The sequence below is a fragment of the Boseongicola sp. genome, assembly GCA_014075275.1.
Classification (GTDB): domain Bacteria; phylum Pseudomonadota; class Alphaproteobacteria; order Rhodobacterales; family Rhodobacteraceae.
The window spans coordinates 2,560,006-2,586,245 of sequence record CP046179.1; the positions used below are offsets into that span (position 1 = coordinate 2,560,006).

The 26,240-nt window shown below is 49.5% G+C and carries 22 protein-coding genes and 1 pseudogene; 15 read left to right on the forward strand and 8 right to left on the reverse strand.

Features of this window, described 5'->3' with window-relative positions; genetic code table 11:
* Positions 1–4 precede the first annotated feature (4 nt).
* The 13 genes and pseudogenes from GKR98_12920 (at position 5) to GKR98_12980 (ending at position 11,150) form a co-directional block, all read left to right on the forward strand.
* On the forward strand, positions 5–202 hold the full coding sequence (locus GKR98_12920; protein ID QMU59013.1) for a hypothetical protein: 198 nt from the start codon (positions 5–7) through the stop codon (positions 200–202).
* Positions 189–3,089 (forward strand): hypothetical protein, encoded by a 2,901-nt coding sequence (locus tag GKR98_12925; protein ID QMU59014.1) that lies wholly within the window; start codon positions 189–191, stop codon positions 3,087–3,089. The genes GKR98_12920 and GKR98_12925 overlap by 14 nt, the downstream gene beginning before the upstream one ends.
* Positions 3,086–3,559, forward strand: a complete 474-nt coding sequence (locus GKR98_12930; protein QMU59015.1) for a hypothetical protein — start codon at positions 3,086–3,088, stop codon at positions 3,557–3,559. Before GKR98_12925 ends, GKR98_12930 begins: the two co-directional genes overlap by 4 nt.
* Before the next feature lie 22 nt (positions 3,560–3,581).
* The gene (locus GKR98_12935; GenBank protein QMU59016.1) at positions 3,582–4,112 is read left to right on the forward strand and encodes a hypothetical protein; all 531 of its coding nucleotides are present in this window, start codon (positions 3,582–3,584) and stop codon (positions 4,110–4,112) included.
* Positions 4,113–4,127: 15 nt separating this feature from the next.
* Positions 4,128–5,789 carry a hypothetical protein gene (locus tag GKR98_12940; GenBank protein QMU59017.1) on the forward strand — a complete coding sequence of 554 codons (1,662 nt, stop codon included), beginning with the start codon at positions 4,128–4,130 and terminating at the stop codon, positions 5,787–5,789.
* A gap of 9 nt (positions 5,790–5,798) precedes the next feature.
* Positions 5,799–6,251: a hypothetical protein gene (locus GKR98_12945; protein QMU59018.1), complete on the forward strand. Its 453-nt coding sequence runs from the start codon at positions 5,799–5,801 to the stop codon at positions 6,249–6,251.
* The gene (locus tag GKR98_12950; GenBank protein QMU59019.1) at positions 6,244–6,786 is read left to right on the forward strand and encodes a DUF1833 domain-containing protein; all 543 of its coding nucleotides are present in this window, start codon (positions 6,244–6,246) and stop codon (positions 6,784–6,786) included. Before GKR98_12945 ends, GKR98_12950 begins: the two co-directional genes overlap by 8 nt.
* Before the next feature lie 19 nt (positions 6,787–6,805).
* The gene (locus GKR98_12955; protein QMU59020.1) at positions 6,806–7,249 is read left to right on the forward strand and encodes a hypothetical protein; all 444 of its coding nucleotides are present in this window, start codon (positions 6,806–6,808) and stop codon (positions 7,247–7,249) included.
* 27 nt (positions 7,250–7,276) lie between these two features.
* Positions 7,277–9,547, forward strand: a complete 2,271-nt coding sequence (locus GKR98_12960) for a phage tail protein (protein QMU59021.1) — start codon at positions 7,277–7,279, stop codon at positions 9,545–9,547.
* Between the two features lie 24 nt (positions 9,548–9,571).
* The gene (locus GKR98_12965) at positions 9,572–9,865 is read left to right on the forward strand and encodes a hypothetical protein (GenBank protein QMU59022.1); all 294 of its coding nucleotides are present in this window, start codon (positions 9,572–9,574) and stop codon (positions 9,863–9,865) included.
* A 131-nt stretch (positions 9,866–9,996) separates the two neighbouring features.
* Complete coding sequence (locus GKR98_12970) at positions 9,997–10,338, forward strand: hypothetical protein (GenBank protein ID QMU60098.1); 342 nt, start codon at positions 9,997–9,999, stop codon at positions 10,336–10,338.
* An 87-nt stretch (positions 10,339–10,425) separates the two neighbouring features.
* A pseudogene (locus tag GKR98_12975) lies at positions 10,426–10,656 on the forward strand (hypothetical protein).
* Between the two features lie 59 nt (positions 10,657–10,715).
* Positions 10,716–11,150, forward strand: coding sequence for a glycoside hydrolase family protein (locus tag GKR98_12980; protein ID QMU59023.1), 435 nt, complete (start codon positions 10,716–10,718; stop codon positions 11,148–11,150).
* Here GKR98_12980 and GKR98_12985 read toward each other — a convergent pair.
* Genes GKR98_12985 through GKR98_13015 form a run of 7 tightly spaced genes read right to left on the reverse strand, consistent with a single transcriptional unit; the run spans position 11,147 to position 19,730 of the window.
* Positions 11,147–11,857 (reverse strand): DUF45 domain-containing protein, encoded by a 711-nt coding sequence (locus GKR98_12985; protein ID QMU59024.1) that lies wholly within the window; start codon positions 11,855–11,857, stop codon positions 11,147–11,149. The genes GKR98_12980 and GKR98_12985 overlap by 4 nt on opposite strands.
* Positions 11,857–15,069, reverse strand: coding sequence for an HsdR family type I site-specific deoxyribonuclease (locus GKR98_12990; GenBank protein ID QMU59025.1), 3,213 nt, complete (start codon positions 15,067–15,069; stop codon positions 11,857–11,859). The genes GKR98_12985 and GKR98_12990 overlap by 1 nt, the downstream gene beginning before the upstream one ends.
* A complete protein-coding gene (locus GKR98_12995) occupies positions 15,069–16,250 on the reverse strand; it encodes a hypothetical protein (protein ID QMU59026.1) in 1,182 nt (393 codons plus the stop codon). The genes GKR98_12990 and GKR98_12995 overlap by 1 nt, the downstream gene beginning before the upstream one ends.
* A complete protein-coding gene (locus GKR98_13000; GenBank protein ID QMU59027.1) occupies positions 16,243–17,253 on the reverse strand; it encodes a hydroxyacid dehydrogenase in 1,011 nt (336 codons plus the stop codon). The genes GKR98_12995 and GKR98_13000 overlap by 8 nt, the downstream gene beginning before the upstream one ends.
* Complete coding sequence (locus GKR98_13005) at positions 17,250–18,764, reverse strand: type I restriction-modification system subunit M (protein QMU59028.1); 1,515 nt, start codon at positions 18,762–18,764, stop codon at positions 17,250–17,252. The genes GKR98_13000 and GKR98_13005 overlap by 4 nt, the downstream gene beginning before the upstream one ends.
* A gap of 17 nt (positions 18,765–18,781) precedes the next feature.
* Positions 18,782–19,015 carry a DUF2188 domain-containing protein gene (locus GKR98_13010; GenBank protein ID QMU59029.1) on the reverse strand — a complete coding sequence of 78 codons (234 nt, stop codon included), beginning with the start codon at positions 19,013–19,015 and terminating at the stop codon, positions 18,782–18,784.
* A gap of 4 nt (positions 19,016–19,019) precedes the next feature.
* A complete protein-coding gene (locus GKR98_13015) occupies positions 19,020–19,730 on the reverse strand; it encodes a restriction endonuclease subunit S (protein ID QMU59030.1) in 711 nt (236 codons plus the stop codon).
* Positions 19,731–19,779: 49 nt separating this feature from the next.
* Here GKR98_13015 and GKR98_13020 point away from each other — a divergent pair, with 49 nt between their 5' ends.
* Positions 19,780–23,148: a TM0106 family RecB-like putative nuclease gene (locus GKR98_13020; protein QMU59031.1), complete on the forward strand. Its 3,369-nt coding sequence runs from the start codon at positions 19,780–19,782 to the stop codon at positions 23,146–23,148.
* A 1,194-nt stretch (positions 23,149–24,342) separates the two neighbouring features.
* Entirely contained in the window at positions 24,343–24,918 is a 576-nt protein-coding gene (locus tag GKR98_13025) for a hypothetical protein (protein ID QMU59032.1), read from the forward strand.
* A 40-nt stretch (positions 24,919–24,958) separates the two neighbouring features.
* Here the strand turns inward: GKR98_13025 and GKR98_13030 are convergent, their stop codons facing one another.
* Positions 24,959–26,092 carry a hypothetical protein gene (locus GKR98_13030; GenBank protein ID QMU59033.1) on the reverse strand — a complete coding sequence of 378 codons (1,134 nt, stop codon included), beginning with the start codon at positions 26,090–26,092 and terminating at the stop codon, positions 24,959–24,961.
* Positions 26,093–26,240: the final 148 nt, after the last annotated feature.

Sequence of the window (26,240 nt, forward strand, 5' to 3'; positions counted from 1 at the left end):
AACCTTGGAAGGCTGGCAAGCTTGGGATGTGGCTTGCAAATTAATCACACAATCACATGAACGTTTTCCCCTAGAGACCGCTCTGCATCTCAGTGCCTCCCTTGGCTATGAGCCGCAAGCGATGGCCGAACTGTTGCCAGAAGTCGCGATGGGAACGCTTTTGGCAATAAAAGATATGGGCGACAATAATGGCAGCAACTAAAAAACTATCGATCCGCTTGTCTGCGACGGGTGGAGAGCAGTTGCGCCGTGAGTTTGGCAAGCTAGGCAAGGAAGGCCAACAGGCCTTTCATAAAATCAGCCATGCAACCGCTCCCGCAAGTGCTGGGCTTAAAGCCGTTGATGCATCAGCCCGGGCATTAAATGGCGTATTGCGTCAGGCTGCCGGATTAATTGGAGCATATGCAGGTATTCAAGGCATTAGCCGCTCGCTTGGGTTTATTGTATCGACTAACCGTGAGTTTGAGCGTCTGAATGCCAGTTTGAAAACCGTGACAGGCTCCGCACAGGGTGCAGATCGCGCCTTCAAAATGATTGAGGATTTTGCCTCCTCCACACCGTTTAATGTGGAGCAAATCACCGAAGCCTTTATCAAACTGAAAGCCTTGGGGCTTGATCCCTCTCAAGAAGCGCTGATGTCATACGGCAATACCGCTTCTGCGATGGGTAAAAACCTGATGCAGTTTGTGGAGGCCATTGCTGATGCTGCCACGGGTGAGTTTGAACGCCTAAAAGAATTCGGGATTAAAGCCCGAACGCAAGGTGAGCAAGTTTCATTCACATTTCAGGGTGTGACCACCACGGTTGGTAAAAACGCCGCTGAAATTGAGAGCTATCTGCGCCAGATTGGGAATGTGCAGTTTGCCGGAGCCATGTCTGAACAGATGAATACGCTCGGTGGGATATTCAGCAATATTCAGGATAACTTTTCCAAGCTGGCCCGTGAGGTTGGTGCAGGTGGTTTGAATGATGCCATTCGTGATGTTGCCATCAGCCTGAAGGAAACAACCGATAGCGGCAAACAGGCAGCGCGAGCTCTGGGTGAAACCTTGGGCGGTGTTGTGCGCGTTGCTGCTGATGGGCTCGGGTTTTTGGTTCGCAATGCCAATCTGGCGGTTGAAGGTTTGACAGCATTGCTCATTGCCAGAACGGTCGGTGGTGCAATTACGGCCATGAACACAGCCATGCTGGGTAATGCCGGAGCCATTGTCGGTTTTCGCTTAATGGCGCAAGTTTCTGTGGCAGCAGCAGCCAAAATGGTGATTGCCGAAGGTGCAGCTAAATTGGCCACCTTGGCGATGGTTGGGCTTCGCAATGTCATGCTGTTATTGGGCGGTCCCGCTGGGATTGCCATCATTGCAGGACTGGCCCTCTATAAGCTGGCCCAAGGTCATGACGCAGCCGGAAAAGCTGCGAAAGATCATGCCGCCGAAATGGAGGAATTGCGCGAGACAGTTCAAAAAACTACGGATGATATTGAGGAGCTGAATGCCGCTTCACGCAATGAAGCCTTGGCGCGGTGGACTGAAAAACTCAATATTGCCCAAGAGAATATCCGCGAAGTCACCAAACAACTGAAATATGGTGCGATTGGTGGTTTCTGGGATCAGTTCTCGCGCTTTGGCAGTGATTTACAGGCTGATCTTTTTCAAGTGCGACGCGCCTTTCAAACAGGCCGGATCACGGTTGAAGAGTATCAGGATGCCTTATGGGCTTTGGCGGTCAAATATCCGGACTTCACGGAAAATGCCAAGGAAATCCAAGAGCAGGTTTTGGCCTTACAGGCTGCGGAATTGGCTGCACAGCGAGCGGGTGATCAATTGGATCGGTTGCGCTCAGGCGTTACGCAGACGGCGGCAGCGCAGGCCAATCCTCAAACACCGCAAGCACCGACCCAGCCAGCAGCACCGCAACAGTTGGGAGATAAGGAGCAAGAGAAAATCCGCTCCTACATTCAGGAGCTGAAAGCCGAAGAAGCCGCCTTACGGCGTGTTATTGCCGCCCGTTCCAGCGAAGGCACAGCGGTTGAAAACGCACTTGTTTTGAATGAGCAAGAGCAAGCATTGCGCCGTTTGGGTATTGATCTCAGCAATAATCAAAGCGCTGGCGCTCAAGAATATGAGCAGCGTATTCGTAACCTGATCAGCCGTAAATATGAGCTGGAGGAAGCTGATACGCGTGCGCGGGAAGCTCTCGAGCGCCATGAAGATACGGTCGAAGATATCACCCGAGCTTTTAATGCCCTGAAATCTGAAACTGAACAGGCCACTCTCAAAGCCATTGAATGGCGCGAAGAAGCCTTGGCAGGACTGGATAAAACCCGTGTTGGCTATGATGAATTCCGCGCTCAAGTCGAAGATGTTTATCAAAACATGCTGCGTGAGGCGCGTGAGAAAGACCTGCAAAGCTCAAAACATTGGGAAGATGGTCTTAAACGCGGATTTCGTGATGTTTTGAATGAAGCCGAAGACATGGCCTCACAAACCGAGCGGCTGGTTAAAAATGCCTTCAAAGGCATGGAAGATGCGCTGGTTGAATTTGTGACCACAGGCAAGCTGGATTTCAAATCCTTAGCAGATTCCATCATTGCGGATCTGGTGCGGATACAAATTCGCCAAAGCATCACACAGCCATTGGCCAATGCATTGGGATCGATTGATTTTGGTTCCTTCTTTGGGGCGGCGCATACAGGTGGTGTCATCGGTGGTGATGTTCTCGCCAGCCGCAACGTTAATCCTGCGGTGTTTGCCGGGGCGCACAAGTTTCATAGCGGCGGTGTTATTGGCAATGAAGTGCCAATTATCGCCAAGCGTGGTGAGACGGTATTTACACCCGGACAGATGCGCCTGCTTGGCGCTGGTCTTTCTGGGCGCGAGCCAGTGAAAGTCGAGGTCAATGTTCACAATAATGCTGCTGGTGTTCAAGCCAGAACTGAGACGTCACCTCTGCCGGGCGGTGGTAGCAGGCTCGATATTATTATCGAACAGATCGAAGGCCAAATGACCCGCAATGTCGCTCGAGGGGAAGGATTGGCCCCAACTTTGGAGCGGCGTTATGGACTTAATCCAGCAGCTGGGAGTTACCGATGATCGCATGGCCAGAAACATTACCGTTACCAACGGTCGAGGGATATGGCATTCAGCCCGGCGATGCCATCCTTCGCACAGAAATGGAAGCGGGTCCGGCAAGGCAACGCAGGCGATTTACGCAAGTACCCAGCCGCGTATCAGTCCGCTGGATTATGCGGCGCGATCAGTTTGCCCTGTTTGAAGCATGGTATCGCTGGCAAGCTAAGGAAGGTGGCGCATGGTTTGAGATTGAGTTGCTGGGCGGGCTTGGACTGCTGACGCAGGAAGCTCGTTTTACAAGGCAGTTTCAGGCCCAGCTACTTGGCGGCACGCTTTGGGAAATCCGCTCTGAGCTGGAAATCCGTGAACGGCCTGTTCTCGATGAAGGCTTGCTGAACTTACTGCTTAGTGAAGATGCTCAAGGGATTATTACCGTCTCCAACAGCCTTTATGTGCTCGTGCATCAAACCCTGCCGCAGCGCCTTTATTAACTCATAAACAAAGGAAACTCTTATGACTTTGCAGACCGATCTGCAGGATGCGGTGGTGCGTGTTCAAACGGACAGCCAGCTCCTGCACAACATTGTTCACGGCGACGATCAAACAACCGTTCCAACAGATGGTGGCGATGTTAAAAGCGCTGCCAAAGCCATCAAGGATATTGAGGACGGCATACAGGCTGGACTAACCGATCTTGGTGCATCGGCTGATCAGCTGAACAACGCTGTATCACAAACAGAAACCTATCGTGACGAAGCACAATCCTCTGCCCAGTCAGCCTTGCAAACAGCCAATGCTCTCAACCTGCCGACCAATATCAATGGTCAGGCGGGGAAACTTCTGGCGGTCAAACAAGCTGAAGACGGGTTCGAGGTGATTGAATCCGTTGGCGTGTTCTATGGACTGCGTGCCGATGGTTCAAAGCTCACGGCGATCACAGGGCAAGGCACATACAACGCCAATGATTTTGACACATGGTTCATCACGCTGCCGGGGGTGGATTTCAACATCAACGAGAACGGCCATCTCATTATTAATATTTAAGAAGGAAGTGAAAATATGACACAGATTGATCTGGGCAATATCCGCATTAACTGGCGCGGTGCTTATAACAGCGCTACCAATTACGTGCGTCATGATGCCGTTTCCCATCAAGGCTCAAGCTATATCGCCAAACGCACAGTATCTGCCATCACCCCCGTTCAAGGCGATGATTGGGATTTGATGGCGGCGGGTACGGATCAGCTTACCCAAGAAGGTGATCTACTCATCCATAACGGTTCTATTCCTGCGCGTCTTGCCCGTGGTGGTAACGCCCAAGTGTTGCAGATGGTTGGTAATCAACCTGCTTGGCGCGATCAATCGCTCGATCCGTCACGCCGTGTGTGGAAGCTGGCCAAGGTCAATGGTATGGGCGGCTGGTACACACGTGTTTATCTGATGGCCGATGGCACAATCAAAGCCTGTGGTTATGGGGGCAATTACTCCAACGGTGATCCTAACGGCTCACACATTTACCTGCCCAATCGCGTGGCAACCGATAATCCGGATGTTCGTTTTGTCGATGTGTTCTCAGGTGGTATGCAGCATTATGCCTTAACCGCCGATGGCGAAGTCTGGTCATGGGGATACAATAATTACGGGCAGTTGGGGCATGGCAACACCGTTAATTTGGCAGTGGCCAAGCGGATTGAGTATTTTGTTCAAAACAATATCCAAATCGCTAAGGTCATTCCCGGTCGCCCTAATTATTACGATCACGCCTGCGCTTATTTCTTAACCACTGATGGCCGTGTTTATGCCTGTGGGATTAACAGTAACGGCAATCTGGGCAACGGGACTTCAGCTCATCAATATACGCCCATTCGTTGCGGGGCATTAACCGACATTGTAGATGTCATCGTTTCCGGTCTTCCACATACAGTTTACGCCGTTCAGGACAATGGTTCACTCTGGGTTTGGGGATATAACGCACAAGGTCAATTGGGGCTTGGTGATACAACCGTTCGCCAAACTCCCATACTAAACCCAGCTTTTAATAATGTGATAAAGGCTGTGCCGTCATGCGGTTATCGAACAGATGGTGCAAGTCCAACAGGCCATGGGTTAGTCCTGCTAGACGATGGATCGATCTGGACAGCAGGTTACAACGGCTATGGGCAGCTCGGTCATGGTGACACTACGAACCGCACCAGTTTTACCCAAATCACAAGCACAGAGAACTTTACCGATATTTTTGCAGGTGATGGGCGCTATCCATCCTCGGGTGGTATTACAGACCAAGGCGAAGTCTATCTTTGGGGCAATAATGGTTACGGCCAGCTTGGTACTGGCAACACGACCAACCAGCTTTCCCCATTCAAACCGAATGGAAGCTTCCAAGGCAATGTATCCCGCGTCCGGATAGGTGGTGGGGCAAGCTACGAAGGCGTCATCGTTCAATCTGGTGATGAGCTATGGGCCGCTGGTTATTCCGGCAATGCCAATATCGGCATTAATTCCACCGCAGGTACAAACAACACATTTCAACGCGTGCTTGGGCAGTCCGGTGTGATTGAGAATTGGGATTGCTTTGGCCAAGGCACATCTGCATGGGGGCTTGGCGTTTTATATGACGATGGTCGTGTTGATGCCTGTGGGGAGAACAATTCCTACGGTGAGACTGGCACGCAAAGTAGCAATCTACACGATGTCAAAACTCTCAAAAACGTAATTTTCTAGGAGGCTTTTATGAATCTCAAATCCTATTTGCATGATCGTGCGCCACACTTTGATGAAAGTGAAATCGCACCAATCCATTTGGCTGACCTGAATGGACGTCATTATTATTCTTTTGCCGAGGATGTAACCCCACCATCGGGTGGCAAGGCTGTGGGCGAAGATGAACTTGGCGATGTTCTTTCAAACAGTCAGCTTATTCGCCAGATTAAGGAAGAAGCCGGACGCCGTATCACCAACATTGCCCCTGTGTGGAAACAGCAAAATGCGCTGGCCGATCTATATCTGCTCGGCGGGCGTTCTGATCTCACGGACGATGAACAAGAAACGCTGACAAAAGCGCAAGCGTTATTGACTGAAATCTCACGGCTGCGCTCACGGTCCGATGCCATCGAAGCCTCTTTCTTGGAAGGTGTGGCCGTGGATTACATCACAGACATAGCATGGGAGGATGAAGATGCCTGATCCCACCTTAAATGCAGCAATTGCCGAAGCCTATGCTTCTGCGCCAAGTGATATCGTGATTTTACACACGCTGGAGCTTCGCCATCCTGATTTCAGGGATGATGAAGACCAGCCCATTGCTGTGCGTTTGGTGCGGGACCATCAAGACTTATCAGCCAAGCTGGAGGATACCGCACCTTTAAACCCAGACGAATATGTCACCTTCATTGCTATGGGCTTTGATCTGGAGCTGCCGCCAGTTGATACCTCGCCAGTGCCGGAAATCACGGTCACGATTGATAATGTCAGTCGTGAGCTGATCAAGCATCTGGATGCTGCTGTTGAGAGCGCAGAAAAAATTGAGATCGCCTATCGCCCGTATTTAAGCAATGATCTGTCAGGGCCGCAGGTGGACCCACCGATCACGTTGATCTTGAGTGAAGTCGAAGCCGATGTCAGCCGCGTTGTTGGCCGCGCCCGTATGCTGGATATCGGTAATAAAAGCTTTCCGCTCGAGGTCTACACCGCCACGCGCTTTCCCGGGCTAACACGCTAAACAACACAAAGGACATATCATGAATGAATTGACCCGGCAGCCAGATGAGCTGCACTGGGCATGTCGCTATATCGGCTTGCCATGGCAGGCTGGTGCAAAAGGCCCTGATGTTTTTGATTGCTGGAGCCTCGCGGTCTGGGCGCAAAAGCATCACTTTGGCAGAAACCTGCCCGACATTCCTGTCGCCGAAGGGAATTTAAAGCGTCTGGCTTTGACCTTTCGGGATCACCCGGAACGCAAACGCTGGCAGCTCACCGATACACCAGAGCAAGGCGATGCAGTCTTGATGCGCCAATCCCGCCATCCCATCCATGTGGGCATATGGATAACCATCAGCCCCAGTGAACAAGGCGTTCTGCACTGCGTGAAGGGCAATGGTGTGGTGTTTCAGAATATGGCCAGCCTCAAACTCGCAGGCTGGCAAATTGAAGGATTTTATCGGTTTCAGGGGGATATGCCCTAAACCTGTTTAATAAATTACGAGGTTTCCATGTTTGCTTGTGTCCACATGCTTCACAATCCATTTATGCCAGCACGCGGACGCGATATTTTTGCGGTCGATCATCCCATCACCATTCGTGAATGGCTGGATGAAGCGGGTATTACAGAATTTGAACGCCCAACCATTTGCCTATTTAATGGCGAAGCGGTGTTACGAGAACAATGGCATAAAATAACCATTGGTCTGTCTGATATCGTCACCTTTATCACACTTCCCCAAGGTGGTGGCGGTGGGGGTGGCAAGATTTTACGATCCGTCTTGACCATTGCCGTCATGGTTGCGGCCCCTTATGCCGGAGCTGCGCTCGCTGGAGCAATTGGTGTCACCAGCACTGTAGGAATTGCACTGGTAACCGCTGGTGTGGCATTTGCCGGAAGTGCGCTATTGAATGTCTTGGTGCCGCCGCCTGTGCCATCAACCAGTTTGAATAGTGGCTTTGGTAATACGCCTGCAGCCAGCCCGACCTATTCACTTCAAGCCCAAGGCAATCAGGCGCGATTAAGTCAGCCTATCCCGGTGGTCTACGGTAGGCACATTGTCTATCCCGACTTGGCCGCAACGCCATATTCGCTCTATCAGAATAACGAGCAGTATTTGCATCAGCTTCACTGCATTGGTCAGGGTGAATATGATCTGGAGCAGATCCGTATTGAGGATACGCCGATCAGCTCCTTTGAAGAAATTGACTATGAAATCGTACAGCCCGGCGATGCTGTAACGCTATTTGATACGGATGTGGTCACCGCTCCCGAGGTCGCCGGACAGGAATTACTCAGCACTGGCGATGGCGGTGATTGGGTTGGGCCTTTTGTGGCCAACCCCGCACAAACCAACTGCCACCAGATCAGTGTCGATATTGTCATGCCGCGTGGGGTTTATTACGCCAATGACAGTGGCGGTCTGAATAATCGAACCATCACATGGCAATTTGAAGCGCGTCAGATTGATGATGACGGTACAGCCATTGACGCATGGCAGACATTGGGGAGTGAAACCCTCACAGCAGCCACCAATACGCCGCAACGCATGACGTTTGATTATGCGATGGCGGTGGGGCGTTATGAAGTGCGGGCTTTGAGAACCGATGCCAAGGATACTTCTGCCAGAGCTGGACATGAGCTTCGCTGGGGCGGTTTAAAAGCTGTCTTAGATCAAACACCTGATTTTGGTGATGTCACGCTCATCGCCATGAAAATGCGGGCTACGGATAATTTATCGCAACGCTCCTCACGGATGGTGAACTGCCTTGTCACGCGCAAATTACCTGTGTGGGATGAAGCCACTGGATGGTCAGCACCACAAACCACACGATCCATTGCATGGGCTCTCGCTGATATCGCCCGCAGCCAATATGGCGGCAAGCTGAATGATAGCCGGATTGATCTGACGCAGCTAAAGGCGCTGGATGCCAATTGGCAAGCACGTGGCGATTATTTCGATGCTGTGTTTGATCAAACAGTCACGGTTTGGGAAGCATTAAGCCGAACAGCACGTTGTGGTCGTGCCGTGAGTTTCATGCAGAGTGGCACTGTTCGCTTTGTGAGAGATGAGCAACGTTCGATCCCGGTCGCGTTATTCAGCCCCCGCAATATCGTCAAGAACAGCCTCAAAATCCAGTATCTGTTGGCCAGTGATGATACAGCGGATAGCGTTACGGTAGAGTATTTCTCAAAGGAGACATGGCAAACGGCAGAAGAAACCGTCAGCCTGCCGGATAGCACCAGCGATCAACCCGCCCGGGTGCGATTGTTTGGCTGCACTGAAAAGGCTCAAGCCATTCGTGAAGGCAAATATATGGCCGCAGCCAATCGCTATCGCAGGCGTTTGGTGACCTTTCAAACCGAGTTGGAAGGCTTGATCCCCACCTATGGTGATCTGATTGCTATTGCCCATGATATGCCAAGCTGGGGCCAAGGTGCCGAGGTTACTGCGGTTGATGGTAATGTTCTGAGCTTATCGGAGCCATTGGAATGGTCCGAGGAGCTTGGCGATCATTTCATCAGTCTGCGTAAAGCTGATGGCAGCGTTTCGGGTCCGTGGCTTGTTCTACCCGGTGAGACACCCAGTCAGGTGGTTTTGCAGGATGAACTCGACTTCACGCCCTACACCGGAGAGCTGCAGGAGCGCACGCATATTGCCTTTGGCGCTGGTGAAAAATGGAGCACGCTGGCCCGCGTCACAGCTGTTCGGCCTCGCGGTGAGCTCGTTGAAATCAGCGCCGTTGCTGAAAATCCGGTCGTCCATACCGCCGACCAATAACCCTTAAAAACAGGAAGAGTAATCATGACCGCTGATAACCATCAGCGGCAGGACGATATGGTGTGCCTGCCGCGTACAGAATTTGAGTCTCTGCTGGAGCAAGCGGCCTGCCGAGGGGCCAGAAAAGCCCTGAAAGAAGTTGGCTTGGCAGATGAAGAGGCCGCGAACGACATCCGCACGCTGCGTGATCTGGCAGGCTCAATCAAAACCATGCAACGCACCTTTCTGCAAACCGTTGTGCGCTGGGTCACCATTGGTGTTCTGGCGCTCTTGGTCGCAGGCGTGGCTGCAAAACTTGGACCCTTCACCCCCAAATAAACAGGAGAAAAACTATGCTGACATTACTTGGAAGCCTGCTGGGATTTTTATCATCCGCGTTTCCGGATTTTTTGAAACTCTGGCGCGATCATGCCGACCGCAAACATGAGCTGGCTATTTTAGATCGCCAGATGGAAGCGCAACGTCAAGGTCACACGCAGCGCCTTGAAGAAATACAGGTGGAAGCCGATGTGGCTGAAAGCAAGGCGCTCTATGCCCATGCCAGCCAGCCCAGTGGCGTGAAATGGGTGGAGGCTTTGCGTGCCTCTGTGCGCCCGATTATCACCTACGCGTTTTTCATTCTGTTCGCTACCGTCAAAACCGCTGCACTGTTCAAGCTATTGGATCAGGGTGTCGGAATTACCGACGGGCTGATTGCGGTGTGGGATGCTGAAACGCAGGCGTTATTTGCCGCTGTCATGTCCTTTTGGTTCGGGCAACGCGCCTTGGCCAAGTTCCGCTCAAACCCTTGAAAAACATGATCTTATTCACTTGATAAGCACCCGGAATGAAGCGTTACTGTAAGTGTAAAAAGTAATTGAAAACAAGGAGATAGCGCTATGAGCAAACTATTTTACAAGGCCATGATTGAAGATGTTCAAAACGAGAAATGTACTGATGCCGAGCTGTAAGCACTGCTTAATGCTTTTGAATACACGGTCAAAAAAATGGCCACCACACTGGCCCGCAAAGCTTGGTACGCACTGGAAGATTACGCCACTGCCAAACAATACGGCATTGACCGCTTTACGCTGATGATTGAGCGCAAAGAAGTCCTTGGGCAAGAGCAATGGCATGGCGTTTTTGAATATGGAAGTAAGAACCTGAAAGTTATAGGAACACTGGAAAAATGAGACATATCACACAAAACGGACTGGACCTGATCAAACGGTTCGAGGGCTTCTCTCGGACCGTTTATTTTTGTCCGGCTGGTTATCCGACCATCGGCTATGGTCATGTTGTCAAAGACGACGAGGACTTTTCGGCAGGCATTGATGAGGCGAAAGGAGAAGAGCTTTTACGTCAAGATGCCCAGATCGCAGAACGTGCTGTTTTGCGCCTGATTAACGTACCGCTGACAGACGGTCAGTTTGATGCACTGGTGTCGTTCTCCTATAATCTCGGCGGTGGCGCACTCCAACGCTCAACTTTGCGCCGTAAAATCAACCGCGAGGAACACGCCGAAGTGCCAGAACAATTAATGCGCTGGGTCTGGGCTGGTGGCCGTAAGCTCAAAGGATTGGTTCGGCGACGGGCAGCAGAGGCTGGATTATACGCGGTTTAAATTAAAGCCATCTCAAGTTTGTGTTTCCGCTTCATCCAATCAGGTAATGTGCGGTCAAGCAGTTTATAAAACTCAGTCCCATGGTTATGATGGATAAGGTGGCAAAGCTCATGAATAACAACGTATTCAATGCACTCCTTAGGTGTTTGAATAAGATTGACATTAAGCGTGAGCTGACCTTTTCCCGATAAGCTACCCCATCGTTTGTCCATTTTTTGCAGTTTCAGATTTGGCTTGTTTAAGTCTCCTTTTTTGAAACTGTCCCAGCAATCATCAAAGATTTTAGACAGGTACATCTTCGCCCGTCTTCTGTACCAAGAATCCATAAGCTTCTCTATGTGCTCTGGTTTGCTGGAAGTCGCATCGATACAGAAATAGCCATTTTTCAAAAGCACTTTATCTTTGTCAGATACTTCTATTTTAAGTCTGTATTTTCGACCAAGATAGAGGTGGCTTTCACCGCCAACATATTTCCTGTCCGGGGTCCTTGGATCAAACTGGTTGAAATAAGAAATTTGCCGTTTAATCCATCGGGCTCTTTTCTTGACCTTACCTTCAATAGCTTCAAGCGATGAGGTTTTCGGCGCTTTGACCACGACACTTTTGTCAGGATGGACAGCGATTTCTAACGATTTACGATTCATCATCAAAAGTTCGTAGTCAATTTCTGTTTTGCCGTAGCTGATGGTGCAGGCAATACTTTTCATTATGCATGCCTCCTGCTTTTGGCTATCTGCATCGTTTTTTCAATGATTTCATCCATCTGCTCCAAGCTTAACGCCATATCAAACTTGTCTTTAACCTCGTCATAAAGAAAGTCGTCTATGTCGTTCTTGGCAGATTTTTGAGCATCATCATCGGCCCAGAAATCAACTTTCCAATGATCTTCAATGATGCGCTGAATAGCCAGAGATGTTTCTGCGGATACAGACTCAATCTCCTGTGCTTCTGCCTCATATTTCATGAAATATGGCTTGATTACACCATAGTAGGCGCATGCTTCATCATTACCGCTGATGCTTTCTGGTACGTCATCATGCTTTTTCGAAACAACTGAGTCACGAATATCACTCACCTTGTTAAGGTAATCGAGATCAGAGATGCGACGTGCTTTAAAGTCATCAATGGCTTGCTGAATCAGTTTTGAAAACTTCTCATAAAACGCGGGGTCTTCATCCATTTTTTCGTTGATGACCTTTTTCGTTGCATGCGCGATAGTATCTGCTTTGGCAGCTGTTGATTTGCCAGAATGAATACCTTGACCTTTTTTTACAGCATCAAAATTTTGATCGTCAAAAATATCGACAGGCGCATTTAGCTGAATAACCTCATTGGCCTGAATATGCGTATCGAGCAGTTTTTTAATCTTAGGCTCGTAATCACGGTAGTCGATGGCCTCTGCATAGCGCAGCTTCACTGATTTTTTTAAGTGCTGGAATCGTTTCAGATCAGCCTTATAGTTTCGTAGCTTGGCTTCATCCGTTTCCATGATAAATTTATCAGTTGAAAGCGCAATCCCGAGGGTTTTGCTATACTCAGCCAGTCTTTCGTAGAAATCCTCACGCAACTCATCATCCGCCAGAAGAACCTCAAAAGATTCTTCATCATGCTTGTTTTTGACTTCTCGGAAGACGTCCCATAAATCAGAATAGCGTTGCGGAAGCATTTGCACTTCTTCGTTAACCGAAGTCAGCGTGCCTAAAAGGTCTTCTTCGTCAAAGCCTTCAAACGCATCATACATCGTGAGAGCCTTATCCAGCTCACCCAGAACACTGGCATAGTCAACGATATACCCGAAGTCTTTGCCCTCGTGTAAGCGGTTCACGCGGGCAATAGCCTGTAATAAGGTATGCTCGCGCAAGGTTCTGCATAGATAGAGAACCGTGTTTTTGGGGGCATCAAAGCCGGTCAACAATTTATCAACAACAATCAGAATTTCCGGCTCTTCACCATATTTGAACTGGTTGATGACCTGCTTGGTATATTCCTCTTCGGAACCAAAGCGCTTCATCATCTTGTCCCAGAACTTGCCAACCTCATCAGTTGGACCTTCATCTACTTCCTCATGACCTTCACGAGTATCTGGTGGTGAAATAATTACTTCTGATGTAACAAACCCAATATCCTTCAGGTGCTCATGATATTTAAGCGCTGCCGCTTTGCTTGGGGCCACAAGCTGGGCTTTAAAACCTGTGCCTTGCCAGTTGGCGCGATAATGCTCGCTGACATCAAAGGCCCGCATGTAGATAACCTGATCGGATTTATTCAGCATTTCAGCGCGGGCATATTTCTTTTTCAGGTCAGCCTGCTGGCCTTTGTTTAAATCTGATGTGTGACGATCAAACCAAAGGTCGATGGCGGCTTGATTTTGCTCCATCTCTACGTGACGGCCTTCATAAAGCAATGGCAGTACAGCCTTATCTTTCACCGCCTGCTTGATGGAATAATGCGGCTCAATCAGACCGCCAAATTTTGAGAAGTTATTCTTCTCTTTTTTCAGAAGTGGTGTGCCCGTAAAGCCCAAATAGCAGGAATTGGGCAGCATCTGGCGCATTCTGGCGGCAAGAGAGCCAAAGTTTGTCCGGTGACTTTCATCCACCAGCACAAAAATATCCGGGGATTCATCGATGTATTTTTCGGATGCCCAGCCCTTATCAAATTTGTGAATAAGCGTGGTGATAATGCCGACTTTTTCTTTCAGGTGTTTCACAAGGTTACGGCCAGACGTGGCGCGTTCTTTGGAAAGGCCGCAGGCAGCAAATGTATTGCCCAGCTGTTTATCGAGATCATCTCGGTCCGTTACAAGAATGATGCGCGGATTTACAACCTCTGTATCCAAAGCAAGTGCACGTGTCAGCATCACCATGGTTAGGGATTTACCTGATCCTTGCGTATGCCAGACAACACCACCTGTTCTAATGCCTTCGCGGTCGCGGCGCTTAATACGCTCAACCGTGGAACGGATCACAAAGAACTGTTGGTAACGCGCAATTTTCTTAATTCCCGCATCAAATAGCGTAAAGCGATAGGTCAGCTCCAGAAGTCTTTCCGGGCGACAAAGGCTGTAAAGCGCTTTGTCCTGCTCGGTGAGCATGCGCTCGCCTTCATTTTCTAACGCATCAAAAAACCCACGTGCAGGCGCAAATTCTCCAGAGAACAGCGCATCTTTTTGATCATCACTTAAAGGCGTATTGATGATTTTGGTAATCTTGTCCTCTTTGTCTTCCAGTTCATTCCATACGCCCCAGAATTTGGCAGGTGTGCCTGCGGTCGCGTATTGAGCCGCATTCTTATTCACACCCATCACCAATTGCACATAGGTGAATAATTTTGGGATGTATTCATCGCCCTGATTGCGGATATTTTGTGAAACAGCTTGCTCAACCTCCACCTTGGGAGATTTACATTCAATCACGGCCAAGGGGATGCCGTTGACGAATAGAACAATGTCCGGTCTGGCTGTTTCGACGCTGCGGTTACGCTCCACCGCGAATTCCGGCACAACATGGAACACATTGTTTGACGGTGTTTTCCAGTCGATATAATTCAGGTTAAAACTTTTGCTGTTGCCCTCAACCGTCTGTTCCAGTGCAGTACCAAGGGTAATCAGGTCATAGATAACCTCATTGGTTTTTTGCAGCCCGTCATATTTGACGTTTTTGATCTTCTGGATGGCTTCCTGGATATTGGCTTCCGAGAAATGATAGTCTTTACCCTTGTAGTGAATACGGTTGAATTTCTTCAGTTTTTCACGCAGTACGCCTTCCAACAGCACATTGCTGTTTTTACCACCGCGCATCGCCAATGCTTGTTCCGGTGGTAGATATTCATAGCCAAGTGCGATCAGCTCCTGCAGCGCAGGAATTTGCGACAGATATTCTTCGTTAAAGCGAAAGCCTTGTATATTACTCCCTGACATTACGCGGCCTCCTTGTTTTTAATGTGCCACTCACCGGACAACAGCTTTTGCATCAGCCCACGCTTTTGCGTGCGGTATTGATCGGCTAGCTTTTTTAGGAGTGTGACTTCTTGCTGAGCTGTGTTGAGCGTGTTCGCTATATTTTGCTGAACAGAAAGTTCAGGAAGGCAAATTGGAATTGCCCCCAGATCACCGAAGCTAACCGTCGCACGCACGCTTCCTTGTGCGCTCTTTTTAATTCTCTGCTTTGCTTCGCTTGATGAAAGCCAGTGTAAGAAATAATCGCTATGCGCTATTTTCTGGTCCAGCTTAAAGACTGTGTACATCGGGCTTAATATTCCGTTGTCCCAATCATCTAATCGTGCAATGGAACCCACATTAATACGTGATGGATTATAGGCATACTGGCCTTGCTGTACGATTTTGTAATTGCTTACATTCGCACTCGCCACACGGCGTTCAAATTGATCCTCTGGCAATACAAATCCACTGTGATTGGTAACACTCAATACGCGGTCAATCTCGTTGCCACGATTTCTCACAGAAACCTCTGAGATAAAATCAGAAAGCTGTTTTTTCTTGTGTCCGGATTTATTAATTAACCTTGTTACCAACCACCCGAATTGGCGCTCTTTGGCATCAATCAGCGCTTCGGTTTTTTCGATGGCTTTATTCCAATTACTGAAAAAATCGAGAATTTCTCTTTGTTGATCAATACTAATCAGAGGTATTTCAATTTTGGAGAGCATATCTTGGTTAAGGTTGGATATATTTGTACCGCGACCATCTCGCTTCAATTCTTTTCTAAGAACGCCTGCTTGCATAAGCAGATTTACAAAAGCTGGAAGTATGTCTGACGTTGTGAGCCTTGCTCTAATAGTAAAGCCAGAAAAACTGATCTTCTCTTTTGCGTCACGAACCAGCATGCAGCGTCCTACTAGTGCTTTATTTCCATTGGAACGAACAAAAACTAAATCTCCATCTTGCAAGTGATAAGAACTATTAATTTCTTTTTCTGTATGAACCGTTGATATTTCATCAACTTGGTCAAGGAAGGTTCTGTTCTGAAAATCTCCTACGCCAAGTACTTTTAAAGCATGGCCAGTTTCTCCTGACTTGAAATTCAAGCCGTTCTTGAAATCAGCAATATCGCTGAATTGCACCGTACTCCAATTACTCATCGCCACCCCCACGTTTTGTTAGTTTCTTTTCGAGGGTCTCTAATTCTTTGATATCTTCTTCGTCAGCAGCAATGGCCTCCGCTTCTTTTCGCTTGGTATCAAATTCGTCGTAGCGCTCTGCTGCAAGCTTTTGAGCAACTTCCATTTTGAGTTTTCCAGCATGAGTCAACAAGTCCCGCTCGTTGAACTCAAGAAACGCATCCAGTTTATCTGCCCAGCCATCCATGCTGATAGTTTTGCGTTTTCGCGCCTGATCTTCTGCGTAATCTAAATACATGGTGACAATACGATTAAGCTCGTCAATTTCATCTTGCTGTAGGTAGTTTTTGGCGGTGCCAATATCTCCCTTCCTGACGATAGCGCCTTTGAAAGAAGTCAGGCCCATATTCACTTTTTCGGGATCACTCCGATCAGCAATCAATTCCGCAGCGGTTTTACCCGTTACCGCCCAGAGCATCTTGTTTTGTACTTTCTTGAAAAAGAGCTGCGCCTGTTCAGAGGTTTTATCGTAATCTACAGCCGTAGCGTACAGATCTTTTACTTTTTGATAGAAGCGTTTTTCAGATGCCCGAATGTCACGGATACGAGCAAGCCACTCATCAAAGTAATCCCATTTATCAGCTTGCTTGAGGCGCTCATCATCCATAGCAAAGCCTTTGACCAGATACTCCTTCAAAACAGTATTGGCCCAACGGCGGAATTGCGTGCCTCGAGGTGATCTTACACGGAAACCAACAGCCAGAATCATATCCAGATTGTAGTGTAAGACACTGTAATCCTTACCATCTTTGGCAGTTCGTCGGAAATTCCGACAAACTGAATTTTCGTCCAATTCGCCGTCTGTCAGGATATTTTGGATGTGCTCTGTAACCGTAGACCTGCCTTTATCAAACAGATCTGCTATTTCATCCTGCGTTAGCCAGACCGTACCATCAATAGCCGTTAAGTTAATCTGGGCAAGCCCATCCTCTGTTTGGTAGATGATTAATTCGCCGTTGCTCATGCTGCCACCTCCTTTAGAAGGTTAGCCATCTTGCCACGTACTTCTGCCAACTCACCTTCGAGCGTATCGATTTCTTGCTGAACAGCTTCGATATCGATTTCTGCCTCTTCTTCGAAGGTGTCGACATAGCGTGGGATGTTCAGGTTAAAGTCATTTTCTTTCAGTTCGCCATAGCTTGCCAAATGAGCGTATTTTTCAATCTCTTCACGCGCTTCGTAGGCGTTTAGGATTTTCTCCATATTTTCATCCATCAGGGCATTTTGGTTTTTGCCCGGCTGGTAATCTTGGCTAGCATCAATGAAAAGAACGTCCTTACGATTTTCGTTAGCGCCGCCTTTTTCGCGGGAGCGGTCGAAAATCAAAATAGCGACGGGGATTGATGTTGTCGGGAACAGATTGCCCGGCAGGCCAATGACGGCATCCAGCAAATTATCTTTGATCAGTTTTTCGCGAATGCGCCCCTCGGCAGCGCCACGGAAAAGAACCCCATGCGGTACAACGATGGCAACGCGACCTTCTTTTTCCACGGCTGCTTCAATCATGTGACTAATAAAGGCGTAGTCACCTTTTGATTTTGGCGGCACGCCGCGCCAGAAGCGGTTATATGTGTCAGCCTCAGCTTCGTCAGCGCCCCACTTATCAAGCGAGAATGGTGGGTTAGCGACGATATTGTCGAATTTCATTAGACGATCATTTTCCACCAATGTTGGTGAAGTCAGCGTATTGCACCATTCAATCCGGGCAGAGTCGGCACCATGCAGGAACATATTCATGCGGCACAAAGCCCATGTGCTGCCGTTCACTTCCATTCCATAGATAGAGTAGTTGCGGTCACCGACAGCCTTGACAGCTTCAATCAATAAGCCACCCGAACCGCATGCCGGGTCGCAGATGCGAGCACCAACCTTTGGCTTGCACAGTTTGGCAACCAGCTCAGACACTTTGTGCGGGGTGTAGAACTCTCCAGCCTTTTTGCCTGCATCAGAGGCAAAGCGTTCGATCAGGTAAATATAAACATTACCGATAACATCTTCGGAAATGCGACTTGGACGCATATCAAGCTGTGGCTTGTGGAAGTCTTCCAACAGCATTTTTAGGCGACGGTTACGGTCCTTGGTTTTACCCAGATTAGCTTCTGAGTTAAAATCAATATTACGAAATACGCCTTCCAGCTTGCCTTTATTGGATGTCTCAATTGAGTCCAGTGCAATGTTAATCAGCTCACCAATATTGGCTTCATTGCGCTTTTCATACAGGTCGTAAAAACTTGCATCTTTGGGTAGGATAAAACGTTCACGCTCTAGCTTGCGGCGAATACGCACATCGTCATCACCGTATTGCTTGCGATATTCCTCATAATGATCCTTCCATACATCCGAGATGTATTTCAGGAACAGCATCACAAGGATATAATCCTTGTAACCAGCTGCATCCATCACGCCACGAAAGGTGTCACAAGCAGCCCATGCAGCGTTATTTACGTCTTGTTGTTTAATTGCTTCATTCGTCATTTTTGTGCTCCTTGTGCTTATTTCGTATCTTTCGGTGGGTACGGGTCGTTGCCATAGCTGTTTCCGGCTCTGATTTTGCCGTCACGGCCATGGACTTTGGTATCGGATTGTTGGTTGCGGGCAATTTGTTCGGCACGTTCAATCGCTTCTTTCTGCGTATCGGTGACCTTTGTTGCCTTGCTATTACCTGCGCCCTTAACGGCCCATCCGTCGGGGTGCTTCACTACATGTTGATTTTTTCCTCGTGTCATAGTATTAATTCCTTGCTCTTGACTGAGTTTGACCCGGAGTAGATGTTACCGCATCGAAGCCGGGTTTTTTATTACTCGCGGTTTGGCGAGATTCTGATGCCATCTGCATCAAAATTCCTTGGGTGTAGATCGCTTTGCGATTTTTAATCTCTTCTAAGAGTTGCTGCTCTCGCATGGAGAGACTGAAAAACTCAGCCACTTTTTTTTGCTGCCCTAATGAAGGCAGATTAACTTCCAAATCCTCTAAGCCCTGCTTGCTGACCATTTTGACCATGGTGCCTTTTGATCTAGACGCAAGGTAAGACTGTGAAGACGGTTGGTTGATCCACCAAAGCAGAAATTCTGGCACGACCTTTTTTACATCTGGCCGTACACGGAATAATGGCGCTGCCACAATTGTGCTCTCTACATCCTCATTCAGTAGTGCAGCAGTATTTGTCTGGCCACGAGAGCGGAAAATAATATCCCCTAACTTGGCAAGCTGATTCGACTTAGGTTTGGTGTGGTCGATGTGGATGCTTTCACTCAGGTGCACGAAGTTGTCGTCACCAAGATCTTTCATCTGAATGACCCTAACGCTACCATCCTTGGATGCCTCAATCCGAGAGCGAAACGTCACTCCTGATGAAACAGTGGCTACATCTTTTAACTTTAAAATCATCTCGACAAAACTCTGTAATTCGATTACTGTTAACATCAATCTAATATAGAACATTCTGCGTGTCAATGATAAAAAGTACAGTAATGGGGTTTTTGTAAAAAATATGCAGCAATACGGTAACGATCAGATTCTCTACTCACCATCGGACTTGGTCACCTTCTTAGGGTGCCACCATGCGAGTTACCTTGATGTGAGGGCGTTAAGCGAGGATATGGATAAGGCCGTGGCCAGCACCACTGCTCAGCTACTTCAGCAAAAAGGCTTGGAGCATGAGGCGGCTTACCTCCAACAGCTCAAATACGAAGGTAAGTCTGTCGTTGAAATCCCCAAAGATCGTAATTTGCAGGATCGCGCCCAGCTGACATTGGAGGCCATGCAGTCTGGTGCGGATGTGATTTATCAGGCTGTGTTCTTTGCACCGCCTTGGCGAGGCGATGCGGATTTTCTGATCAAGTGTAATACACGATCTGACTTGGGTGATTTCAGCTATGAGGTGCTGGACACCAAACTGGGGCGAACGGCTGAGCCCAAGCATATCATGCAGCTTTGTGTCTATTCTGAGCTGCTGACTGACCTGCAGGGGCTGCGCCCGTCTGATATGCATCTGTTTCTGGGCGACCATCAAAAACACAGCTTCCGCGTGGCTGCCTTTTTCTATTACTACACCCGCGCCAAAGGCCGCTTTGAAGGATACCTGCAAAACCTGCCTGCGAACTCATATCCTGAACCTTGTGGTCATTGTAATTTCTGCCCATGGCGTGAGGGCTGCAAAGCGCAGTGGGAGCAAGATGATCATTTAAGCCTTGTGGCCAATATCCAACGCTCACAGATTGACAAGCTGCGTAAGGCTGGCATCGGCACTGTTGCAGAGCTTGCCGCCACAACGCCTGACACCAAAATCCCTGATCTGAGCCGTGACGTGTTTTTACGCTTGCGCTCACAAGCTGTTCTGCAACATCACAAAGCCGCCACTGGCGAGAATAAATGTGAAATCATCGCATTTCCGCCCGGCAAGGGCTTTACCCGTATGCCAGTGCCGGATGACGGTGATCTGTTCTTTGATATGGAGGGCGATCCACTTTACCCGAATGGCTTGGAGTATTTGTTTGGGGTGTATTATTTCAAAGATGGCAAAGAACTGTTCCTTCCATTCTGGGCGCATGACCATGAAGAGGAAAAACAAACCTTTAAGCGTTTTATGGGCTTTCTAGCCGATCATCTGGCTGAACACCCACACGCCCATATCTATCATTACAACCATTATGAAACCACGGCCCTGAAACGCTTAGCCTGCCGTTATGCTGTGTGTGAAGAGCAGCTGGATAATCTGCTTCGCAATCAGAAATTCGTTGATCTGTATCTGGTGGTGCGTGAAAGCATCCGTACCTCTGAACCCGGCTATTCCATCAAGAACATGGAAACCTTCTATATGGATAAGCGGGCTAATGCGGTGGCGACCGCCGCCGATAGTATCATCGTCTATAACGAATGGCGCGAAACAGGTGCCGATGAATTGCTGCAAGAGATTTCTGATTATAACGAGGTGGATTGCGTTTCCACGCACTTACTGCGTGATTGGTTGCTGACGCTTAAGCCAGAAGATGCACCGTGGTTTAAGGGGCTGCCTGAATATGCCGAGGAAGAAGAGCTACAGCGCAAAGACTGGGAAATCGAATATGAGGATTACCAAACCCGCCTTGGCGTGACCGAGGATAACCCGCCGCCCACCAATGAGCGGCTGTCGCACCTGCTGGAGTTTCATAACCGGGAGGCTAAGCCGCAATGGTGGAGCAGCTTTGAACGGCAGAACAAATTTGAAGATGAACTGATTGACGATACGGAGTGCCTTGGAGGCTTGCAGCAGATTGGTAGCCCCGAGCCTGAAAAGCGCTCCCTGATATACAGCTACCGCTTCCCATCACAGGAATACAAGCTAAAGGTTGGCGCTCAGGCCGTTGATATTGCCGTCATGGAGAACGCAGGCACCATCGTTGAAATTGATGAAGATGCCTGCATCGTCAAAATCAAGCGTGGGGCCAGCAAAGAGCCATTGCCGGAAAGCCTGTCCATTGGCCCACCGGGACCGATTGATAGCAAGATCATCCGCTCGGCCATTTACCGCTATGCTGATCATGTACTGGAAGCGCCGGAAGGCACTCATGCCGCGACCGAACTACTGGCGCGAAATGTACCGCGCATCCGAGGTAAGCAGACGGGCGAAGCGGTTATCACCTCTGATGACCTGCAAGGGGATGCGCTGGAAGCCATTGCTGCGTTAGACAACAGCTATCTCTTTATCCAAGGCCCTCCGGGCGCAGGTAAGACTTACACCAGCAGCCACATCATCGTGGACCTGATCAAGCGCGGCAAGAAAATCGGTGTTACCTCCAACTCCCACAAGGCCATTCATAACTTGCTTGAAAAAGTAGAAAGCGTCGCTGCTGAAAAAGGCGTGCATTTCCATGGCATCAAAAAAGCCAGTGGCGGGAATGACGAGACCATCTTTGATGGGCAGTTTATCCGCTCCGAAACCAAAACTGAGAATATGAGCCTTAGCGCTGATCTCTTTGCGGGTACCGCATGGACCTTTGCCAGTCCGCATTTTAATGGTCAGCTGGATTATCTGTTCATCGATGAGGCTGGGCAAGTCGCCACTGCCAATGTGGTCGCCATGGCCACAGCGACCAAGAACATCATTCTGGTCGGCGATCAGATGCAGCTCGGCCAGCCCATCCAAGGCACCCATCCGGGTGAGGCTGGATTGTCAGTGCTGGAATTCTTGTTGGGTGATCATTCCACGATCCCGGCTGAGCGCGGTATTTTCCTTGGCCAGACACGCCGCATGCGTCCAACCATCTGCCAGTTTATTTCTGATGCCTTTTATGATGGCCGACTGACAGCCCATGAAAGCACTGCTGAGCGCAGCCTGAACCTGCAAGGCGTTGATCTGCCCAATGAAGGAATTGTCATGATCCCCGCGCAGCATGAAGGCTGCTCGCAAAAAAGCATTGAGGAAGGCGAAATCATTAAAGCCAAATATAACGCCTTGCTTGGTCAAGAATTTACCGACCGTGATGGCAGCACGCGCCCGATCACCGAAGACGATATTCTGGTGGTCACGCCGTATAATGTGCAGGTGAATTACCTGCGCTCCATCTTGCCGGACAATGCCAAGGTCGGCACTGTTGACAAGTTCCAAGGCCAAGAAGCGCCCATCGTGCTGATTTCCATGGTGACATCCAGCGCCGAAGATCTGCCACGTAATATTGAGTTCCTCTACAGTAAGAACCGCCTGAATGTTGCCGTTTCCCGCGCACAGTGTTTGGCTGTGGTGGTCGCCAATCCCAAGCTGCTGGAAATCCCATGCGGCACTGTAGAGCAGATGAAACTGGTCAACACATTTTGCTGGTTAGATGAGTATGCAGCCTCTGGGGATAAACAACAAATTCTGAGGAGAAGTAACCTTGGCTAATAACTGGAATATTCCTGATTGGTTGGAAAAAGAAGTCCGGGATCGTGATAAGGTTTGCGTCTATTGCAGGTCAGAATTTACGCCAGTAAACGTTTCCAGAAAAACGGCGGCAAGTTGGGAGCATATCATTAATGACGCATCCATAATCACAAGGGAAAATATAGCGCTCTGTTGTTGCGGATGTAATTCAAGTAAGGGACAAAAGCCTTTGCTTGAATGGCTTGATTCCAAATATTGTTCTGACAGGAACATATCCGAAGATACTGTTGCTCCGATTATCAGAGCAGCAATATCTGTAGCACGTTGCGGTGAATAGTGGGCTTAATCACCGCATATTTTGCGGCGATTATCTGTTTCCAATGAAGGCAAAGCAGGATTCGAACCTGCGGTATGGTACCGTATTACATTCCACAAAGAATGCAATGCTACCCAGTATTTGAAATGCGAACTGCCAATACCGTAGCAACAAAAACCTTGATTTTGTTATCTTTCAGGACGATTATTGTTGCAACTCAATGGTAGGTGTAGGGGATTCGAACCCAAAGGGGGTCAATACACCGCCACCTACACTTACCGAAACCGAAGATGGGCCCTCGCGGGGCCCTTTTTTCTTTTGGTTTCAAAGGGGTTTAGCGACGCCATCCGACTTTTGGAGACTGGTCGTTCGGCCGAAATCAGTCTCTGAACGGCCCGCGTCTCTTTCCACCCGTCCTTCACCCAAATCGAGACGCATTCAAAACTGTTCGCCTTTTCAGACACTTGCCGAAAATGGATTGCGCCGCAGTTGAGGCCGGTTCGACCGCTATCGATGTGGACAGAGACACTCGAAGGCGGCGTGGTTGTGCGGGGTGATGCGGATGACCGCGAGAAGTCTCTGATAACAAGGAGATTTTCCGTTCATAGCCTGGCGGCATGTCGACTGGGTCCTGGACCGATGAAGAAAACGATCTGCTGCACGAAGTTTTGGTCTGTGGACGCTTCGTCACGTGAGGGATGATGGACGATATGCGCGCGGCATCCTGAGTGTGGTCTATAGTGATTGCCACGGTTCACTTTCGATGAGTTTATCAACCTTCGCTGGTTTGTCGCATGTCCTAAGGATCCCAATGCGGAAGGCCTCGATATGGTCTTATCGGTTGAGATCAAGCCGTTTTCTGCTAGGTTGTTGGCAATCAAAAAGGAGCAAGATATCTGATGTACAAGTATTTATCAGTAATTGCTTTCGCTTTAGTTTTCACAACAACAGCTCACGCTAACCCGTGTGAGCCTCATAGTTATCGACCTTCATCTGACCCGCACCTGGCAGCAGGTTCGGTTCCCAATACTTCGCTCGATCAACACTTGAATTTATCTCAATATGCGCACGGGATCCAATTTGATATCGAGCAGGATGGTGGCGATCTGCGCGTAGATATTATTGGCTACCCCGCGGAAGCTCAGCTAGCAGCTGGTCTTTTTATGCTGCTTCAGATCTCCCGCCTTGCCCAAGATGATTTCGAGCGTCTCGTTCTTGTAGAAGAGGGCGAAGAGATATTCTCCCTTGATGGTCAAATAGCCCGGAGGAATGGCTGCCAGGCTCTTTGGGGGGTTTCAACTGCCGGAAGTCCACTGCCGCTTTTTGTGGATATTATGGGTGCTGTAAAAGACGCTGAAGGCCACGTCTTGATCCCTCGATATTCGGGAAACTGGTTGTCTGATATGAATATTGCGCTGGAAGCCTTCAACGAAGCAATAGCTCCGGAATGGATTTTTAGTGCTGCGGGGCAGTAGTAGTTGAGAGGGGGAAGCTGCATCAAGCAGCTGACAGATCCTACTCCGCTGATATGACCTCCCACATAGCCAGCATCTCTTGGATCACCCTTTTCTCGGTTTCGGAAACCACATGGTCATCATAGAATTGTTGGCCGTTGAAGCGGATGACTGCGCGGTCTGCCTCCGCGATCTCGCTGGCGAGCGAAAGGGCTGCGGCCCCCCGAACGCTGCCAAACTCCCAGATTTCCGTATCATTATCGCGGAACCACTGGCTGATCGGGATCCGGGATGTCTCCCCGTCGATATTGATCGAGGCGTTCTGAACGAATAACCACCCGTCGCGTGAGGTGTAGTTCACGAACAGTTCCATCGACTGCTGACCAGTTCCGGACTCGATGAGGTAGAGCGTCACATAGTCCCGGATATCTTGGTAACGCGGGGACGAGGGGTGTCGAGACCAAGAGGACCCGTCGAACGCAGCCGTGGTCCGGATCAGCCGCGCCTCTAACTGTCGGGATATCCGTTCTAGTTGCGCCCGCTCCGCTTCGATCGCCTGCTCGTAACGAGTAACCCGATCTCGGTAGAGTTGCATATCCGGGTTTACGCGAGCCAGTGCCCGGTACGCTGTCAGATTCTGCCCCGCCCGAGCGGCTGGGATGGGGCGTACGTACGCGCTCAACTTCGCCTCCAAGGCATCCCTATCCGGGCTAGGGGATGGCGCGAAGGTGTCGTCCTCAGCGACGTCGCGTGCAAGCGCCTCCAAATCCGCCCCGTCGGCCGTGGCGCGGGCTAAGTAGTCCGCTAGGCGGGTGTTAGCCTCGGCGATCTCCGGTGGTGCGGCGAGGGCTAACGCCTCAGCGTCGGACACAGCTGCCCCCGCTGCACGCGCCCGCACGGTCGCCAGATCCACCCCTTCGATCACATCCGCGAAGGCAAGGCACAACTCCACCTCCCGGGTCAGATCTGGATTTTGCATCTCGCCCCAAGCGATCATGATGGCTGCTGCGTTAGTATAGGCCTCTGCGTCCCGGGCTAGAAACGCGTCCTCACAAGCTGTGCGAGCTGTGTCGACTTCCTCTGGAGAAGGTTCAGCCTGGGCGGGTACAGCGAGAACGGCCAACAGCGGGAGAGCAACGAAATAAAGACGTGGCATTACGATATACCCTCCGTTAAGCAAAGACTTTCTCGACATTCCTGAATTTGCATGTCGCTTGCGCTATGATCCCTTGATTTCGCCCACACTTCAAGACATGACCATGCAATCGTTGTTCTTGGATTTTAATCACGTAATTGCTACGATTGCTGAAGTGGCACTGTTGATCTGGAAGACTGAGGGGCAT

Coding starts and splice junctions, on each gene's coding strand:
- GKR98_12925 (QMU59014.1), top strand. CDS start 189: ATGGCAGCAACTAAAAAACTATCGATCCGCTTGTCTGCGACGGGTGGA.
- GKR98_12930 (QMU59015.1), top strand. CDS start 3,086: ATGATCGCATGGCCAGAAACATTACCGTTACCAACGGTCGAGGGATAT.
- GKR98_12935 (QMU59016.1), top strand. CDS start 3,582: ATGACTTTGCAGACCGATCTGCAGGATGCGGTGGTGCGTGTTCAAACG.
- GKR98_12940 (QMU59017.1), top strand. CDS start 4,128: ATGACACAGATTGATCTGGGCAATATCCGCATTAACTGGCGCGGTGCT.
- GKR98_12945 (QMU59018.1), top strand. CDS start 5,799: ATGAATCTCAAATCCTATTTGCATGATCGTGCGCCACACTTTGATGAA.
- GKR98_12950 (QMU59019.1), top strand. CDS start 6,244: ATGCCTGATCCCACCTTAAATGCAGCAATTGCCGAAGCCTATGCTTCT.
- GKR98_12955 (QMU59020.1), top strand. CDS start 6,806: ATGAATGAATTGACCCGGCAGCCAGATGAGCTGCACTGGGCATGTCGC.
- GKR98_12960 (QMU59021.1), top strand. CDS start 7,277: ATGTTTGCTTGTGTCCACATGCTTCACAATCCATTTATGCCAGCACGC.
- GKR98_12965 (QMU59022.1), top strand. CDS start 9,572: ATGACCGCTGATAACCATCAGCGGCAGGACGATATGGTGTGCCTGCCG.
- GKR98_12970 (QMU60098.1), top strand. CDS start 9,997: ATGGAAGCGCAACGTCAAGGTCACACGCAGCGCCTTGAAGAAATACAG.
- GKR98_12980 (QMU59023.1), top strand. CDS start 10,716: ATGAGACATATCACACAAAACGGACTGGACCTGATCAAACGGTTCGAG.
- GKR98_12985 (QMU59024.1), bottom strand. CDS start 11,857: ATGAAAAGTATTGCCTGCACCATCAGCTACGGCAAAACAGAAATTGAC.
- GKR98_12990 (QMU59025.1), bottom strand. CDS start 15,069: ATGTCAGGGAGTAATATACAAGGCTTTCGCTTTAACGAAGAATATCTG.
- GKR98_12995 (QMU59026.1), bottom strand. CDS start 16,250: ATGAGTAATTGGAGTACGGTGCAATTCAGCGATATTGCTGATTTCAAG.
- GKR98_13000 (QMU59027.1), bottom strand. CDS start 17,253: ATGAGCAACGGCGAATTAATCATCTACCAAACAGAGGATGGGCTTGCC.
- GKR98_13005 (QMU59028.1), bottom strand. CDS start 18,764: ATGACGAATGAAGCAATTAAACAACAAGACGTAAATAACGCTGCATGG.
- GKR98_13010 (QMU59029.1), bottom strand. CDS start 19,015: ATGACACGAGGAAAAAATCAACATGTAGTGAAGCACCCCGACGGATGG.
- GKR98_13015 (QMU59030.1), bottom strand. CDS start 19,730: ATGTTCTATATTAGATTGATGTTAACAGTAATCGAATTACAGAGTTTT.
- GKR98_13020 (QMU59031.1), top strand. CDS start 19,780: ATGCAGCAATACGGTAACGATCAGATTCTCTACTCACCATCGGACTTG.
- GKR98_13025 (QMU59032.1), top strand. CDS start 24,343: ATGTACAAGTATTTATCAGTAATTGCTTTCGCTTTAGTTTTCACAACA.
- GKR98_13030 (QMU59033.1), bottom strand. CDS start 26,092: ATGTCGAGAAAGTCTTTGCTTAACGGAGGGTATATCGTAATGCCACGT.